A 17,185-nucleotide genomic window follows, 5' to 3' on the forward strand; every position below is an offset into this window, starting at 1 on the left:
CCCTCTTTTTGATGTGTTATATACATAAAAATTCAACAGCTAACCGAAACTTCCTTTTAGTATTTTTTAATAAATTTATTTAATGTGTTTTGTGATGTTTAGCATATTATCAATAAAAACACCGTATCCTTTTTCTGGTTCCTTCAAAAAAACATGAGTAACAGCTCCTACAAGTTTGTTATCCTGTATAATTGGAGAGCCACTCATTCCCTGAACAATTCCAGATGTGAGCTGAAGAAGTCTTTTATCAGTAATCCTTATAACAAATGCTTTTGTCGAATTTCTGTAAATAGGCAGGATTCTTTCTATTTTTATTTCAAACCTTTCAACATTCCCTGAAACCTCGCTCAAAATATATGCACTACCTACGTGAATATCCTGAAGTCGAGCAATTTCCATGCTTTGAAGGCTATTCCAAAAACTATTTTGAATTATTTTACCATAAATCCCGTATGGAGTATTAATAACCACATCTCCAACTGTGCAGTTTTCATTGATTTTGCCTACAACTTCGCCAATCTCACTTTTATTGTTTTTTCTTATATCAACTATTTCGGCTGCATAAATTTGTCCCTCTTTTATATCCAGGAGAATACCTGTGTCTATGTCTGATATGCCATGGCCAAGAGCGCCAAATACTTTTCTTTTGGTATCTACAAATGTAACTGTTCCAATGCCGCTTGTACCGTCTCTGACCCACAGTCCTATTTTGTACACACCTTCGCTACTAAGAAGTGGTTTTACTTTGAGCTGTTTGTAAGTTTGCCCTCTTTTGATTACAAAAACTAAAGACTTGCCACCTGATGAGTTTATCATTTTAAAAAGCTGACTGCAGTCTTTTACCTTCTGTCCATTTACGTATACAATCTTATCACCTATTTGGATACCTGCTTCTTTTGCAGGAACTCGTGAAGTTGAATTACTACCATTACTTACGTAAGAATACCCTATAACAAGTATTCCGTCTGTCATAAGCTTGATTCCTACAAATTTCCCAGAAACCCAGACCTTGTTTGATTCAAGAATAGAGATTTTTACCTTTTTGAGTGGTATTGAACCAATTTTTAGCTCACATAGAACTGAAGAAGCCTTCTTTGGGATATAAATCTTGTTTGTTCTGTAAAAAAATTTTATTTGTGTGTTGTTTTGAACATTCGAAGGACTTAGATTAACATTAATAAAAACAGGAGTTTTGATGGTAATAGCTTTGTCTGAGCTGTAACAAGTAAGACAATCAGGAGTAATGTAAAGATAGATGACAAAAAAGGTGGTAAGTAGAATATAAAAAAGAAAAAGTCCACCTACCAGTTTTTTCACTTGTTTAACACCTGTCAATTTAAAATTTCTAATAAATTATCCTCTCCACTACCCTCTTAAAATATTCTTGAATACTTCAAACAAACTGAGACTTAAGCTGTTTTGCATGGAGAAGAGAACTTTCTGTAACATTTTCTCCAGAAAACATTCTGGCAATCTCTCTTAGCTGTTCATTTCCTTCGAGCTTTTTAATATTTGAAATTGTCGAGTTCTCCTTAACTTCTTTATATACATAATAGTGAGTATCTGCGGCAGCAGCAACCTGCGGCAAATGTGTAATACATATAATTTGGTGTTTTTTGGAAAGTTCTTTTAAAAGTTTTGCAAGTCTGTTGGCAACAACTCCACTCAGTCCGCTGTCTATCTCATCAAAGATAATCAGCTCCACATCGTCTTTCTCCGCCACAATAGATTTTATTGCAAGCATTATTCTTGAAAGTTCCCCACCAGAAGCAATTGCAGAGAGAAGCTTCGGCTGCTGACCAACGTTTGTTGATATCAAAAATTCTACTTCGTCAATTCCTTCTTCGTAAAGCTCTCTTTCAAGAAAATTAACATAAAAACTTACATTCTTCATTTCAAGCTGGGAAAGTATCTCTAATACCTTTTTTTCAAACTCCTCAGATTTTCTCCGCCTGATATCCGACATCTTCTTAGAAATTTCCTCAAGTCTTTCTTTAGTTTTACTCAAATACTCTTTTAGTTCAAGAGCTTGTTCGCTACTACTCCTAATTTTTTCCCTCTCTTCTAACAAATTTTTTCTGTACTCCAGTATCTTTTCGATTGTGCTTCCATATTTTTTCTTTAATCTGTTTATTTTATCAAGTCTGTCCACTATTTGTTCTATCTCATCTTTATTCACTTCGTAGCTCTGGCTTTTTTTGGATATAGAAAATGAGATGTCTTCTATTTCATAATACACGTTGTTCAGTCTTTCAGATATTGCCTCAAATTCCTTGTCAAACCTTGAATTTTCGTTAGCAAGTCTGATACACATCTCAAGAGAGTCTATGATTGTGTTGTTAATGGTATCAAGTATCTTTTCGCTGTTGTGCTTAAGTTTCCAACTGTTTTGGATAATCTCTTTTCTTTTTTCAAGCTCTGTATCCTCACCTATTTGGGGTTTTACGCTTTCAATCTCATTTATTTGGTAGTTTAGTAAATCAAGTTGTCTTTCCCGCTCTTCTTCTTTTGTTATTATCTGTTCATAAAGCCTTTTTTTCTCTTGATAATCATGGTACAAATCCTTATACTCAGCTTTTAACTCTTCAAGTTCTTTTCCACAGAACCTATCTATGTACAAAAGTTGAATCCTTTTATCGTTTAAAAGATGAGTCTCATTCTGGCCATGAATTTCAAATATGTGCTTAGTTATTTCTCTTAAAGTTGAGAGCAATACAAACTGATTGTTAACCCTGCAGATGTTTTTGCCACTGCTGTACACTTCACGGCTAACAATCAAAAAATTGTCTTCAAGAGAAATTCCCATCTGAGTCAATCTCTCAATAGCACTCTTTTTTTCTATTTCAAAAACTGCAGACACGCAGGCCTTTGTACATCCTGTTCTTATAATTTCTTTTTTGAATTTTGTTCCCAAAAGCAAAGATAAAGAGTCAATGATAATAGATTTACCTGCACCAGTCTCACCTGTCAGTATAGTCAGACCTTTGTCAAATTCAATGTCAAGTCTATCAATTATAGCAATATTTTCGATTAATAATCTTTTTAACATGATATCTACTCACCTTGGCTTATGATAGCTTTTATCCTCTCAACTATCTTATCAGCTGCTGCACTGCCTTTAGTTGCTATGAAAATGGTATCATCACCTGCAATTGTTCCCACAACCTCAGGCCAGCTCAACGAATCAATGGCAGCAGCAGCACCCTGTGCAGCACCTGTAATTGTCTTTATAATAACCAGATTGTCAGCTGTGTCGTATTTGACTATCGACTCAGAAAAGACCTTGATAAGTTTTTCGGTGATATTTGCTTCTGGACCTGATAAAACTGCATATTTGTACTTCCCTGTTTCAGTCAAAACCTTGGTAAGTCTTAGCTCTTTTATATCTCTTGAGACTGTAGCTTGTGTCACATCGTAACCAAGTGCCTTGAGTCTTTCTACAAGCTCTTCCTGTGTTTCTATATCTTCATTTTGAATTATTTCTAAAATCTTCTGTTGTCTTTCAGATTTCATAGCAAAATTTCACCTCTATCCTTTTCTATTACTCTTTTATTTTTTCTCTAAGAATTTCATAAAAGTTCCTTTGCTTAAGCCTTATAAGTTTTAACTTGTGTTGAGAAATCTTACATTCAACAAATTCTTCTGGCGCAAGCTCATCTACAAATCTGCCATCTACTACTACCTGAACATTTTCAGAAGATGAATTTTCCACTTTTATTGTTCTTGTGCTGCCAAGTACAAGACTTCTTGAACTCAAAGAATGAGGACAAATAGGGGTGACTAAAATCACCCCCAGCTGTGGCTCAACTATAGGTCCGCCTGCCGAAAGTGAATATGCAGTCGACCCAGTAGCTGTTGCAACTATAATACCGTCACTTCTATACTCCTGGGCAAACACACCGTCAATGTAAAGACACAGGTCCACTATATTAAAGGTATTTCTCACAATACACACATCGTTCAGCGCAAAGAAAACCTTCTCCTTTACCCCAGCTTCAACAATGTGCCTCTCTTCAATAAAATATTCTTTCTTTAACAGATTAAAAATTGCCTTTTCAATATCATCTCCTACCTCTTCGGTAAGATACCCCAGCCTTCCACAGTTAATGGCAAGGACTGGTGTGGCTTCTATAGAAGCCTTTTCAACCACATTCAGAAGTGTGCCATCTCCTCCTATTGTGATAAGGAGGTCAAAATTTTTGGCTTTTTTGTTCTCTTCATTTACCAGTAGCCAATTAACTCTGTTGTGGTTAAAAATGGATACAATATTTTCTAAGATTTCACTGCTACGTTCTTTTTGAAAATTCACAAAAATTCCAACTACCATTTGCAAAACCATACTCCTTTATCATTGCCGAAACAAATTGCTTATTTAACCAGCTGGCCAGGAAAATTTTCTGCCGCCAAGCAAGTGAAAGTGCAAATGGTCAATAGTCTGGCCTCCGTCAGCTCCACAGTTTACCACAATTCTGTATCCTTTTTCGTCAATTCCAAACTTTTTTGCCAATTCTTTTGCTACAACAAATACATGACCTATGAGGTCTTTGTGTTGCTGCTGGACAGCGTTTAAATTTTCTATATGTGTCTTAGGAACTACAAGGATGTGCACAGGTGCAGTGGGATTTATGTCTTCAAAAGCACAAACAAGCTCGTCCTCATACACAATCTCAGATTGAATCTCTTTATTTAAGATTTTACAAAAGATACATTCACTCATTTTTGAGCACTCCCCTTTAATATATCTTTCAAAATATTCTCAGCTGTCTGCAATGCCATATCTATCTTCGATATATCATTTCCACCGCCTTGGGCAAAGTCTGGTCTTCCACCGCCTTTTCCACCAAGCACTGAGCATACTTCTTTTACCACTTTTCCACAATCAACTCCCTTTTTAACTGCCTCTTTCGAACATGACATCAGTATTGTAACCTTGCTACCCTGCTGTATAATATTTAGCACAATCGCTTTTGAATCTCTTTCCTTAATCTTGTCAGTAAGAAGTTTTACATAATCCATATCGTCTGTCTCTTTTCTGTTCACAATCAGCTTGAACTCGCCATAATCAACTGCTTTGCCAAAAAGCGATGAAAGTTCATTTTCGACAACCAAAAGTTTATACTTCTCTACCTCGTTTTCAAGTGCTTTTATCGTATTTTCAAGCTGTTCTATCTTCGATATTATCTCAGAATCAGTGCTGGCTTTCACTTTGCTTCTTAACTGTTTTAACGTCTGCTGTGTATTTAGAATAAACTCATAGACCTTGTTTCCAGTAATTGCCTCAATTCTTCTGACACCTGCAGCTACACTCGACTCGGATATTATCTTAAACATTCCTATCTGGCCCGTGTTATCCACATGTGTTCCGCCACACAGCTCCATACTAAAATCGCCTATTTTTATAACTCTTACCACATTGGAATACTTTTCGTCAAACAGAGCAGTTGCGCCCATCTTTAAGGCACTGTCCAAATCTGTTACAATCTTTTCAACAGGGATAGCCTGTTGAATAACGTTATTGACCATCTTTTCAATTTCAATTATCTGCTCCTCGGACAGCGGCTCATAATGAGCAAAGTCAAATCTGAGTCTGTCAGGGGTAACCTGTGAACCACTTTGTTGTGCGTGTTGTCCCAATATTTTCCTTAGTGCACTGTGTAAAAGATGAGTTGCAGTATGATTCTTCATTGTTGCAAGTCTTAGCTCTTCGTCCACTTTGGCAACCACACTTGACAAAACAGATATCTCACCTTTTAAAACTTTTACCTTATGAAGAATTGTTCCCTTTGGTCCTTTCTTGACATCTAAAACCTCTGCTAAAACTCCTTCACCTTCTAAAATGCCCTTATCTGCAACTTGTCCACCACTTTCTGCATAAAAAGGAGTTTTGTCTAAGATAACAAAGCACACATCTTCCTCTTTTACATATGCTGTCTCTTCATTGTCCAGAAAAATCTTAAGTATCTTTGCATCTTGTTCTAAGGTATCATAACCAACAAAAATTGTTTCTATGTCCTCATCAATGACAATGTTTATATCCTTCCACCCAGCATTTTCAAGTTCTTTTTGAGCAGCTCTTGCCCTTTCTTTTTGCTGCTGCATAAGCTCATCAAATCTCTCTTGGTCAACAATAATCCCCTTTTCTGCAGCTATTTCTTTTGTGAGGTCAAGAGGAAATCCATATGTGTCGTACATTCTAAATGCAATCTCACCATTTAAAATGATTTCCTTGTTCTTTTTAAGCTTTTCAATCTCACTTTCAAGTATCTCAAGCCCAACATCAATTGTCTGATTGAACCTGCTCTCCTCGTTATAGAGCACTTTCTTTATATACTCAGCTTTTTGAACAAGTTCTGGATACGGATTTTTGTAAGACTCTACAACCGTGTCTACAATAAGGTGCAAGAACGCTTCTTTTTTACCAAGCATCCTACCGTGTCGTGCAGCTCTTCTGATAAGCCTTCTCAAAACATACCCTCTTCCTTCGTTTGAAGGCAAAATACCATCACCAATCATGAACACTGTGCCGCGAATATGGTCTGTGATAACACGTACCGATACATCTTTTTCTGCATCTTTTCCGTACTCATAGCTCGTGACTTCACATACCTTGTCACGAATAGCCTTCACAATATCAATGTCAAAAAGAGAATCAACCTCTTGCATAATTGCTGCAATTCTCTCAAGACCCATACCTGTGTCAATATTTGGGTTTTTCAACCTGTGGTATACACCATTTTCATCCTTGTCAAACTGAGTAAAAACAAGATTCCAGAACTCAACAAATCTGTCACAATCACATCCGATACCACAAGTAGGCTTGCCACAACCCTTTTCCTCGCCTCTATCAAAGTATATCTCAGAACATGGTCCGCATGGTCCTGTTCCTATTTCCCAGAAGTTATCCTCTTTACCCATTCTTTTGATTCTATCTGGTTCTAAGCCTACCTCTTTGTGCCAAATTTCAAATGCCTCGTCGTCTTCCTCATATATTGTAACCCATAATCTCTCTCTTGGAAGTTTCAAAACCTCTGTAACAAACTCCCATGCCCAGATAATAGCTTCTCTCTTGAAATAATCACCGAACGAAAAATTGCCCAGCATCTCAAAAAAGGTTGCATGTCTTGCTGTTTTACCCACTCTGTCGATATCTGGTGTTCTTATACATTTTTGGCATGTGGTAATCCTTCGGCGAGGAGGTTCTTCAATTCCCAAAAAATATGGTTTTAATGGTGCCATACCAGCGTTTATCAGAAGAAGACTTTTGTCATTTTTAGGAATAAGTGAAAAACTTGGCAGTCTCAAATGTCCTTTTGATTCAAAAAACTGGAGAAACTTTTCCCTTATCTCGTCTGTAGACATGTACATCTTTCAATCAGCCTTTCCTTATGGTATTTTTTAGAAAGTAGTTTTTATATTTTTTCAATACAATCAAAATTTTATTAAAGCCAAAATACAAAGTCAACAATATTCACTCAATCTTCTCAGATTTTATCCTTTTCATGATGTTAATAAATATAATTTTTATTACTGCAGCAATAGGAATGGCAAAGAACATTGCAACAAACCCAAATATTTTGTTTGCTAAGATTATAACTATAATTATGGTAAGAGGATGAAGTCCAACTTTTGAACCAATAACTCGTGGGGATATGATAAAACTGTCTACTTGCTGAAGTAGGACTAAAAAAATTACAATCAATATAGCCTTTATGTAGGAGTCGGAAAGCGCTATTATCACTGCTGGAATACTGCTAAATATTGGTCCAAAATAGGGAATCAAATTACCAATACCGGTTATCACACCCAAAAGAGCTGCATACCTTACAGAAAGAATGGAGAATCCTATAAAGCTTAACATTCCAACTATAAAAGCGTCAAGAAGCTGTCCTCGAATATACTGATGAAGCACCCTATTTATATCAGCAAAGATATAAAGCCCTTCCTTTCTGTATTTCTCGGGTAATAGCCATTTTATCCACATGACCAACCTTTTCCAATCCCTCAGTATATAAAAAGATATAATAGGAATAAGAAGATAATACAAGATGTTAGAGGAAATACTCTTTACAATGTTTAAAAATATTGATAATGTTTGTTTGGAAATTCCTTCGATGTTGATAGAATTTGCGTTTAGTATTTCTTTAATATCAATGTTTAGCTTATTCAAAAGTTTAGAATCAATCTCAAAAAACCACTTTTGAATGAGTGCTATATATTCAGGAACGTTTTGAATAAGCTGCTTAGTTTCGCTGACAAATAAAGGAATAAAATATACAAAAACCATAATAGTGATACCAAAGATTATTGCAAAAGAAATCAGGATTGAAATATCTCTTGACCGAACCTTTTTTTCTAAAAAATCTACGCAGGGTTTTAAGAGATATGATAAAAATAGCGCAATCAAAAATGGAATCAAAATTGGCCAAAATGCCTTAATATTCACAAAAAAATAAATAACGATTGCAATCAGAGTCATGAACAATATGTCCGTAAAATACTTTTTTACCAATTTTATTATGTGCACTTTTTAACACCTCAAATAAAATTATTCTTATCACTAAAAATATTAAAAAAGCAGGGAAGAATACCTTCCCTATCGAAAAAGCTTATTTGCCATACTCATCAGCTTTTTAGCTATTATTCTTTTCAAAATCTTATTTTTCATATTTTTGGAAGATGCAGGAAACAGCATAGCAGATATAATCCCGCCAACTATGCTTCCTATCAATACATGTTTTGCAGAGATTCTTTTCAAGGTCTCACACCTCAGCTTAATATTTTATTTTCTCTTAATATTATTTCCTCAGGGCTCAATATTATTTTTTTATTTTTTATATAGCTCCAAATACTCTCTGCAACCTGATATTCTAAAATTTTAAAGTTCTCTGCATTAAATATAATGTCAATTACAATCCCTATCAAAAATCCATTTTCGTCTATTACTTCTTTTAAAAAAATTTCTTGTGCTCTTAAAAACGGCAAGCAATCAATAAAAGCATGAATACTACGTACAATCAAAAGTTGGTTATTTATAGACTCAATGTCCTCTTCCAAAACATATGCACACGATGGCATGCCAAATGAGTTTTTAACACGCACCTTAAATCCAATTACTTTGTCATCTTTGATTAACATGTCTTCAACTTTTCCTGTTACTTTATTGTCTAAATTAAGGACAGGCTTGTTTTTCAGGACAGAAAATGAGATCTTCATGGGCTCTTAAAATATTAAATTTATTGTTCTAACTCTATATTCTTCACAAAATCAGCAAGTGTTATCACAAAATCTTCATTATGCTCAGTATCTACATTTTCTTCTTCATGCAAATCTTTTAAAGACAATGCAATCCTTCGCTTTTCTTCATCAATCTCTATAACTTTTGCTTTGAGTCTATCCCCAACTTTATATACGTTATGTGGTCTTTGGTTGTATCCAAGTGGAATATTTGAAATGTGAACAAAACCATCAACATCATGTTCTGTAATCCACACAATAAGTCCAAATGGTAACACCTTTGTCACTTCACAGTCAACAAGCATTCCCAAATACAAGTTTTTAATCTTTTTTATCCACTCATCATCTTGAGTCTTTTTAATGCTCAGATATATCTGCTTTTTGTTCTTGTCTATATCAAGAATCTTCACCTTGACTTTTTCGCCAATTTCAAATAATTTTTTAAGTTCTGCACCTTTTTTCAAATATCCAACTTCACTTGCAGGTACAAAACCTCGCAGGTTCTCAAAATTTACCACAATGCCTTTTTCTCTTATCTCAACTACAGTGCCCTCGTATTCTTTGGAAAAATCTAAAGAATCAATCTGTTTAATAAATCTCTCCTCTTCTTTTTGTTTTAGCAAAGATTTTCGACTTCCAAAAGCAATCTTTTTTTCTTTGTTTACCTCTGTAATTTCTATTTCAAATATCTTTCCTATATCCGAAGTTTGAACATCTTCACCCCACTGTGAAATTGGAACATACACGTTTGTGCCTCTAAAATCGCAAACCACACTTTTTTCTTTAATTGATTTTACAATTGCTCTTACCGGCTCTTTATTTTCATACTTTGAAAGCAGCTCTTCAAAACCGTGAAGTACATCTGCCCGATATTTTGATAAAACCACATTTCCTTCTTCATCTGACTCTTTTATCACTACTGCTTCGATTGTCTCACCTATCTTAAATAGGTCCTTCAAATTTACATTTCCATTCTTGATAACCTCATCTTTGTAAATTATACCCTCTGCCTTGTAACCAATATCAACAAGTAGATAATCTTCCTCAACTTTTATTATCCTGCCTTTTACAACTTCACCTCTTTGCACTGCCAAAAAGCTTCTATCAATAAGCCTCTCAAAATCTTTTAGAGTCATCTCATTAAACTTTTCTTCCAGATGTTTTACCACCTCTTCAATCTGTTCAGGAGAAGTGGAAGCACCTGCTGTCACCCCAATGCTCTTTATATGGCTATCTAATTTTATTGAATCTAAATCTTCAACTTTTTCAATAAAAAATGTGGGTTTTATCTCCTTCAGAAGCTGATACAATTTGTTGGTATTAGAACTTTTTTTATCACCAACAACCAACATTATGTCCACATGCTTTGCAAGTTCTGATGCTTCCTTTTGCCTGTTTATTGTTGCTTTGCATATGGTATCGAACACTTTATAATTTGTATGAGTCTCTAAAAATTCTCTTATCTCACTCCATTTTTTGCTGTCAAATGTGGTCTGACAGACAACCACAGCTTGCCCTTCAACTTGATTAATTGCTTCTTTTATTTTTTCAATACTATCTACAACAAAACATTTTCTATTATTGCTAACATGACCAACAATTCCTTTTACTTCGGGATGATTCATATCTCCAACAACAATTATGTCATACCCGTTTTCTGAATGTTCATTTACTATTTCGTGAATCTTTTTAACATACGGGCATGTAAAATCATAAACTTTCTCTGCTCTTTTCTCAATTTCAGCATACTCGTCCATCGAAACACCGTGAGAACGAATAAAAATTATATCTTCTTTCCCAATTTGCTCAATATCCTCTACAACTTCTACACCTAACTCTTTCAATTTATCTATAACATAACTGTTATGTATTAACATTCCATACACCTTTATAGATTTTCCCTTATTTGCTTTAGCCCATGCCAAAACGCCTTCTACTGCCCTTTGAACACCAAAACAAAATCCAGCACTTTGCGCAACCTTAATAATCATTCTTTTTACTTCCCCTCTTCCGTTATTTTAGGATAAGTTCCTTAATTTCATTCATGATTGTATCTACAATCTCTTGATTATCTAAACTATTATCTCTAAATTCCATTGGTCTTCCAATTCTCACTCTTATCCTACCAAAGGGAACTATTTTTCCAGAAATACCAACTGGTAAGACCTTTGCACCTGTTGCTTTAATTATAGTCGCAACTCCTTTTTCACCTTTTAAAATTATTTCTTTTGTCCTGTTTCTTTTTCCTTCCGGGAAAATACCCAAAATATTGCCAGATTTTATAACCTCTATAGCTTTTTTTATTGCTCCAATATCGCTTTTGCCACGCTTGACAGGAAAAGCTCCAAACGTTTTGATGATCGGTGCAAGCCACCAAATTCTAAAAAGTTCACTTTTAGCCATAAAATATACTCGCCTGTCGAATATAAGTATAATCAAAACTGGGTCAAGGTAACTTCTGTGATTTGCGCAGATAATAAAAGGACCTTCTGGTATATTTTCTTTTCCTTCAACTCTTATGAAAAAGATACACTTTAAAATAATAAAAGCAACCTTTCGAATAAGGTTGAGAATAAAATTATACTTCATCTTTGACCACCTTGTAAAAAAGCTCTAAAACCTTTTGCAAGACCTCTTCAATTGAAAGGGAAGTTGAATCTATAACAATGGCATCCTCAGCTACTCTCAAAGGGGCAAACTCTCTTGTCATATCATTTTGGTCCCTTTTCTTTATCTCATCTAAAAGTTGATAGTAATCTACATCATAGCCTTTTTGCTTCAGTTCCAAAAACCTTCTCTTTGCTCTTTCCTCAGCTGTAGCTGTCAAAAAGATTTTTAGCTCGGCATTTGGTAAAACATGAGTTCCTATATCTCTTCCGTCCATTATAACCCCTTTTTGTTTTGCTAAGTCTTGCTGCATCTTTACAAGTCTTTCTCGCACTTCTCTGATTTTTGACACGTCAGATGCATACATTGAAACCTCGGGCTGGCGAATTTTTTCTGTGACATCTTCGCCATCTAAAAAGACAAGTTGTTTACCATCCACAAGTTTTATTTGTATATCAGTTGAGTTTAAAATCTCAACAATCTTTCTACTGTCATGCGGGGAGATATTACTCTTAAGTACTTTGAGTCCAACAGCTCTGTACATTGCACCTGTATCAATATGAATATATCCAAGCTGGCTTGCTAAAAGCTTTGAAATTGTACTTTTTCCTGCCCCTGCAGGACCATCAATTGCAATGTTAATCTTCTTCATAAATCTTCACCTTTCTCACAAGTTAAGTCTTCCCTGAGTTTTGTTGCTTCTTTCAAATAAACATGTTTAGGAGTAAAGCTATTATCTCTTTGAATAAGCATAAGAAGCCTAATACATTTAGTGAGCGCTCCTTCAATGTCAAGCTCTTGAGCACATATAAGAGGAATATCCACAAACCCCATGAGTCTTGCTGCATATGCTGGAAAAGCCGATTTTAGGTCTTTGGTCATTGTAAACAAAATAAAAACAATCTCCTCTTTTTTAAGATTGTTTCTAAGCATAATTTCATTCAAAAGTTCTTGAGTACATCTGACAATCTCCTCTTTGCAATCATTCTCAACAGTTGTAGCACCTCTTATTGCAAAAACCAAGGTCATTCCCCCTACTAATTCTTTCATCTTTTGCACAAAAACTTTTATATAACCCTGTGACCAAGTCCTATTGCCACCTCATTTAAATGTAAAAGACCTATCCCAAAAAATATTGCAACCGCAACATGCTCTTCAAACCTTGCAATGCCAATCTTTCCACCCACATTAAGGCCAATTGCTTTTTGCATAATTTGAGATATCGCTTCTCTTGTTGCTCCTGCAACAGCGCCTTCCTCTTGATGTACTTCGTTTATAACACCTTCTCTTTTGGCAGCAACAACTGCTCTTTCAACAATTTTCATAACAGAGGTTATAAATTCTCCACCAAAATCTACTGCTGCGCATCTTATTCCTATTTTAAAAAAATCTTCTTGAATCTTCTTTTCTTCTTGTCTGTTCTGGCTCAAGGCCATCAAAATAGCTGCTCTTGAGACGTCCTTGCTCCCAAACTCCTTTTTCTCCATCACTTTATATACCCCACTTTTCATTTAAATTATTGGGCGAACTTGTTCTGATGTTAAATGAGACATATCATTCAAAAGACTGAGCATTGTCCTTTCTCCTTTAATATCAACAATACTCAAACTTGCATTTCCAATCCAGCACTTTTTATAAAAATCAAGCGGTAGGTTCAAAAGATATATGATTGAAAGTTTTACTATCCCACCGTGAGTAACAACTACAATATTGCTGTAATCCCTTTGCAAAATCTCATCAAAAAAACTTTTAACTCTTTTCATAACAACATCCAGATTGCCTTCACCTGGGAAAATGGCCTTATCGGGATTGTCTTTCCACATCAAGTACGTCTGAGAGTATTTCTTTTCAAGTTCATCAAAGCTCAACCCTTCCCACTCGCCAAAATTTATCTCATTGAGTTTTTCAGAAGTTTCAAATAAAGTCTGGGGATGATAAGATTTTATATAACTTGCCGTAGTATAAGCCCTCTTTAATGTACTTGAAAATATTATATCAATCTTCTTATTTTTAAGCCTCTCAGCAATCTTTTTTGCCTGTTCAATACCAGTTGAGTTGAGTTCTGTGTCGATTGAACCCTGAACAAGGTTGAGCTTATTCCAGTCGGTCTCACCATGTCTTACCAAATAAATTCTTTTCAAGCTGCATCACCTGTTTTCCTTTTCATATACCTGAAACTCGTCCCATATTTCTTCAAGTTTTTCAAGTGTCTTTGCAACCTCTTCTTTTTTCCTAAGACCTGTCGCAACAATTAATGCGTTTATTACACTCAGCGGTGCTACCAGCGAATCAGCAAATGACACCATATCACTTCTGCAAATAAGAACATAGTCACTGTACTTGCACAGAGGTGATATTTTGCTGTCTGTAAGCGAAACTATCTTAGCACCCTGTTTTTTTGCGTACTGCAAAACCTTTAAAGTGCGCTTTGAATATCTCGGAAAACTAATGCCAATTATTAAATCATCACTTGTAATTCTAAATACCTGTTCGAAAATATCACTGATGCCACTTGTTGTGATAACCTTGACATTGTCCAAAATCATATTTAAATAAAAACCCAAAAAATCAGCAAGTGCTGCAGAACTTCTAATTCCAATAATGTATATCCTTTTTGCATTTACTATCTCATCCACAACCTGGTTGAAAACATTTTCGTCTATCTGCTCTAATGTCTGCTTTATCTTGTCCATGTCAGAAAGGAGAACACTTTTTAAAACCTCTTTTTCGTTTATTCTGCTTGCAGAAAGTTCTACCCTCTGCACTGATGTGAGCTTGCTTTTCATGAGTTCTTGTAAAGCCCGCTGAAATTCAGGGTAACCCTCAAAACCAAGCCTCTCAGCAAATCTTACAACTGTAGATTCACTCACACCAACTGAATTGCCAAGCGCAAGTGCTGTCATATATGCTGCTTTTTCTCCATGTTCTAAAATAAACTGGGCAATTTTCTTCTGCCCTTTACTAAACTCTGGCATAAGCTCAATTATCCTGGCTTCTAAATCGTGGGTCATCTTGCATTTCTCCTTATGTTTGGTATATGCTTATAACAATCTTATTGTGGCTTCTTGAAAGCCCCACAATAATATTTTTGTCTTTCAAACTTTTGTTAAGAAAATCTATTATTTTATAGATTGGAACATTTTCTTCAAATTCCATTGAAGAGATAAGTTCAAGCTTTTCGTTTTCCATTTTTATATCCCACATCCTGTTCTTTTTATTATTCTTTATTAATTATATCACAATGCTTATGTTCTTATAAGAGCATCTTTAAAAGAAAAAAAGGAAGAACACTATTTTTTGTCCTTCCTTTTTTACACAGGATACACTTTGTTACCCTGAACAAGGTCAACGTCAACCTTGTATTTTTTTGCGAACCTTAACTTGAAAAAATTTTCTGCAAGTTGAGGGAATAAACAGTAAGTTACCACATCAGTATCATTTTCAATATACTCCTTGATTTTTTCTTTTGCATTTTCAAGCTCTGGCGAAATTAAATCTGCAGGTCTGCAGGTTATCTCTTTTTCGTCTTTCAAGATTTTTCTTTTTATCTCTTCATTCACAGGAGCTGGAGGTTTTCCGTACTCACCTTTAAAATACGCTTTTGTTTCCTTTGTAACAAGCTTGTATCTCTCACCTGCTACAACATTCAAAACAGCTTGTGTTCCCACAATTTGACTTGTAGGAGTTACAAGTGGCGGATATCCAAAATCTTTTCGAACCTCAGGAACTTCTTTTAAAACCTCATCTAACTTGTCTTCCTGCCCTTGTTCTTTTAGCTGAGAAATAAGATTTGATAGCATTCCACCAGGTATTTGATAATGAAGAGCGTTTATGTCAACACTTAATACTTTCGGGTCAAGAAGCCCTTTTTTTATATACTCTTCTCTGAGTACTTTAAAATATTCGCTTGCCTCGTTTATCTTTTCTAAATCAAGTTTTGGAGCATATTCTGTGTTTTCAAGTGCATATACAATTGTTTCGGTTGGCGGCTGGGAAGTGCCCAGTGCAAGCGGAGATAAAGCCGTGTCAATACCATCCACACCTGCTTCGATAGCTTTCAAATATGTCATTGACCCAAATCCTGTGGTGTAGTGTGTGTGAAGATGAATAGGAAGTTTTACCTGCTCTTTTAACGCTTTTACAAGTTTATAAGCATCAAATGGAGAGAGAAGCCCAGCCATGTCTTTTATACAAATTGAGTCTGCCCCAAGCTCTTCTATTTGTTTTGCCAAATTTACATAGTTTTCAATAGTATGATAAGGAGAGACAGTGTATGATATGGCAACCTGGGCATGTCCTTTTTCTTTTTTTGCTACTTTTAGAGCCATTTCAATATTCCGAATGTCATTGAGCGCATCAAATATTCTTATAATATCAATGCCATAGTATATAGCTTTTTTTACAAACTCTTCAACAACATCATCAGGATAATGCCTATAACCAACAAGATTTTGTCCTCGAAGAAGCATCTGGAGCTTTGTCTTTTTAAAAGCAGTTCTCAGCTTTTTTAATCTTTCCCATGGGTCTTCATTGAAAAACCTCAGACACGCATCAAATGTAGCACCGCCCCAGCACTCAACCGAATAATAACCAACTTGGTCAAGCACAGGAGCAATCTCAAGCATCTGTTCAGTTGTCATGCGGGTTGCAATGAGTGACTGATGAGCATCTCTCAGTATTGTTTCTGTTATTTTTACCCCCATTATTTTTAAAACCTCCAGAAAATTTTTCTTACTCTATTTCAAACAGCAAATCTCCTTTTGCTACCTTCTGCCCTTCCTTTACATGTATTCTTTTAATTTTTCCTTTGACAGGTGCAGTTATTTCATTTTCCATTTTCATGGCTTCAAGAATTAAAACAGGTTCATTTGCATCCACAACATCGCCTTCACTTTTCAGCAGCCTTACAATAGTACCCGGAAGCTGGGCAACAACCGAATTTTTATCAGAAGAAGGTACAGAGCTTTGTTTTGTTTTATCCTCATGTCTTTCCTGTTTTGGCTCAAAATGGCCAATCTTAGGTCTTGGCACAACAGTAGTAGCATTTTCAACTCCTATTTCTTCCACTTCTACAACAAATTCTTGGTCATTAATCTTTACCTTGAACTTTCTCATCACAAGCTTTACCTCCATCTATAAAACATCTGTGACTGATTGAGTATCATCTCTCTCGCACCTTTGACCCACTTATTTTGCTGTTTTGTTATGTTTGTGATTTTATATTGACCTTTACCCATCACAATGTGCAGACATGCACAAATACAAGCAAGTTCTTCTTTTGTAATGGTTGAAATAGTGCTGACCTGAGCATACATTTTTAAAACACTCTCCTTTTTTTACAAAA

Annotated in this window: 20 protein-coding genes; all 20 read right to left on the reverse strand. The window is 35.4% G+C overall.

Going from position 1 to position 17,185, the window contains the following annotated elements:
- Positions 1 to 75: 75 nt before the first annotated feature.
- The 20 genes from spoIVB to OTK01_RS07065 all read right to left on the reverse strand — a co-directional run bounded on the left by spoIVB (position 76) and on the right by OTK01_RS07065 (position 17,156).
- A complete protein-coding gene (spoIVB, locus tag OTK01_RS06970) occupies positions 76 to 1,317 on the reverse strand; it encodes a SpoIVB peptidase (RefSeq protein WP_029227597.1) in 1,242 nt (413 codons plus the stop codon).
- A 76-nt stretch (positions 1,318 to 1,393) separates the two neighbouring features.
- Entirely contained in the window at positions 1,394 to 3,049 is a 1,656-nt protein-coding gene (gene recN, locus OTK01_RS06975) for a DNA repair protein RecN (protein WP_014042223.1), read from the reverse strand.
- A gap of 5 nt (positions 3,050 to 3,054) precedes the next feature.
- Positions 3,055 to 3,513: an arginine repressor gene (locus tag OTK01_RS06980; protein ID WP_013403283.1), complete on the reverse strand. Its 459-nt coding sequence runs from the start codon at positions 3,511 to 3,513 to the stop codon at positions 3,055 to 3,057.
- A 28-nt stretch (positions 3,514 to 3,541) separates the two neighbouring features.
- The gene (locus OTK01_RS06985) at positions 3,542 to 4,327 is read right to left on the reverse strand and encodes an NAD(+)/NADH kinase (protein WP_013432611.1); all 786 of its coding nucleotides are present in this window, start codon (positions 4,325 to 4,327) and stop codon (positions 3,542 to 3,544) included.
- A gap of 45 nt (positions 4,328 to 4,372) precedes the next feature.
- Positions 4,373 to 4,717, reverse strand: coding sequence for a histidine triad nucleotide-binding protein (locus tag OTK01_RS06990; RefSeq protein WP_029227596.1), 345 nt, complete (start codon positions 4,715 to 4,717; stop codon positions 4,373 to 4,375).
- On the reverse strand, positions 4,714 to 7,365 hold the full coding sequence (gene alaS, locus OTK01_RS06995) for an alanine--tRNA ligase (RefSeq protein WP_029227595.1): 2,652 nt from the start codon (positions 7,363 to 7,365) through the stop codon (positions 4,714 to 4,716). The genes OTK01_RS06990 and alaS overlap by 4 nt, the downstream gene beginning before the upstream one ends.
- Positions 7,366 to 7,468: 103 nt before the next feature.
- Entirely contained in the window at positions 7,469 to 8,524 is a 1,056-nt protein-coding gene (locus OTK01_RS07000) for an AI-2E family transporter (RefSeq protein WP_029227594.1), read from the reverse strand.
- A 69-nt stretch (positions 8,525 to 8,593) separates the two neighbouring features.
- On the reverse strand, positions 8,594 to 8,755 hold the full coding sequence (locus OTK01_RS07005) for a hypothetical protein (protein WP_167321280.1): 162 nt from the start codon (positions 8,753 to 8,755) through the stop codon (positions 8,594 to 8,596).
- Between the two features lie 11 nt (positions 8,756 to 8,766).
- Positions 8,767 to 9,135 carry a PRC-barrel domain-containing protein gene (locus tag OTK01_RS07010; RefSeq protein ID WP_333782346.1) on the reverse strand — a complete coding sequence of 123 codons (369 nt, stop codon included), beginning with the start codon at positions 9,133 to 9,135 and terminating at the stop codon, positions 8,767 to 8,769.
- A gap of 98 nt (positions 9,136 to 9,233) precedes the next feature.
- Positions 9,234 to 11,225 (reverse strand): 4-hydroxy-3-methylbut-2-enyl diphosphate reductase, encoded by a 1,992-nt coding sequence (gene ispH, locus OTK01_RS07015; protein WP_029227592.1) that lies wholly within the window; start codon positions 11,223 to 11,225, stop codon positions 9,234 to 9,236.
- 22 nt (positions 11,226 to 11,247) lie between these two features.
- On the reverse strand, positions 11,248 to 11,823 hold the full coding sequence (locus OTK01_RS07020) for a lysophospholipid acyltransferase family protein (RefSeq protein WP_013432604.1): 576 nt from the start codon (positions 11,821 to 11,823) through the stop codon (positions 11,248 to 11,250).
- Positions 11,813 to 12,493, reverse strand: a complete 681-nt coding sequence (gene cmk, locus OTK01_RS07025; RefSeq protein WP_013432603.1) for a (d)CMP kinase — start codon at positions 12,491 to 12,493, stop codon at positions 11,813 to 11,815. The genes OTK01_RS07020 and cmk overlap by 11 nt, the downstream gene beginning before the upstream one ends.
- Positions 12,490 to 12,864, reverse strand: coding sequence for a chorismate mutase (gene aroH, locus OTK01_RS07030; RefSeq protein WP_029227591.1), 375 nt, complete (start codon positions 12,862 to 12,864; stop codon positions 12,490 to 12,492). Before aroH ends, cmk begins: the two co-directional genes overlap by 4 nt.
- A gap of 44 nt (positions 12,865 to 12,908) precedes the next feature.
- Positions 12,909 to 13,328: a HutP family protein gene (locus OTK01_RS07035; RefSeq protein WP_029671829.1), complete on the reverse strand. Its 420-nt coding sequence runs from the start codon at positions 13,326 to 13,328 to the stop codon at positions 12,909 to 12,911.
- Positions 13,329 to 13,352: 24 nt separating this feature from the next.
- Positions 13,353 to 13,982, reverse strand: a complete 630-nt coding sequence (locus OTK01_RS07040) for a histidine phosphatase family protein (RefSeq protein ID WP_013432600.1) — start codon at positions 13,980 to 13,982, stop codon at positions 13,353 to 13,355.
- A gap of 6 nt (positions 13,983 to 13,988) precedes the next feature.
- On the reverse strand, positions 13,989 to 14,852 hold the full coding sequence (locus OTK01_RS07045; RefSeq protein WP_014042215.1) for a MurR/RpiR family transcriptional regulator: 864 nt from the start codon (positions 14,850 to 14,852) through the stop codon (positions 13,989 to 13,991).
- A gap of 13 nt (positions 14,853 to 14,865) precedes the next feature.
- A complete protein-coding gene (locus OTK01_RS07050; protein WP_013290529.1) occupies positions 14,866 to 15,030 on the reverse strand; it encodes a YpmA family protein in 165 nt (54 codons plus the stop codon).
- A 122-nt stretch (positions 15,031 to 15,152) separates the two neighbouring features.
- Entirely contained in the window at positions 15,153 to 16,544 is a 1,392-nt protein-coding gene (locus OTK01_RS07055; RefSeq protein ID WP_029227589.1) for an oxaloacetate decarboxylase subunit alpha, read from the reverse strand.
- Positions 16,545 to 16,572: 28 nt separating this feature from the next.
- A complete protein-coding gene (locus OTK01_RS07060; RefSeq protein WP_269011307.1) occupies positions 16,573 to 16,974 on the reverse strand; it encodes an acetyl-CoA carboxylase biotin carboxyl carrier protein subunit in 402 nt (133 codons plus the stop codon).
- The gene (locus OTK01_RS07065; RefSeq protein ID WP_029227587.1) at positions 16,965 to 17,156 is read right to left on the reverse strand and encodes a hypothetical protein; all 192 of its coding nucleotides are present in this window, start codon (positions 17,154 to 17,156) and stop codon (positions 16,965 to 16,967) included. The genes OTK01_RS07060 and OTK01_RS07065 overlap by 10 nt, the downstream gene beginning before the upstream one ends.
- Positions 17,157 to 17,185 lie beyond the last annotated feature (29 nt).

The sequence above is a fragment of the Caldicellulosiruptor acetigenus genome (assembly GCF_026914305.1).
Classification (GTDB): domain Bacteria; phylum Bacillota; class Thermoanaerobacteria; order Caldicellulosiruptorales; family Caldicellulosiruptoraceae; genus Caldicellulosiruptor; species Caldicellulosiruptor acetigenus.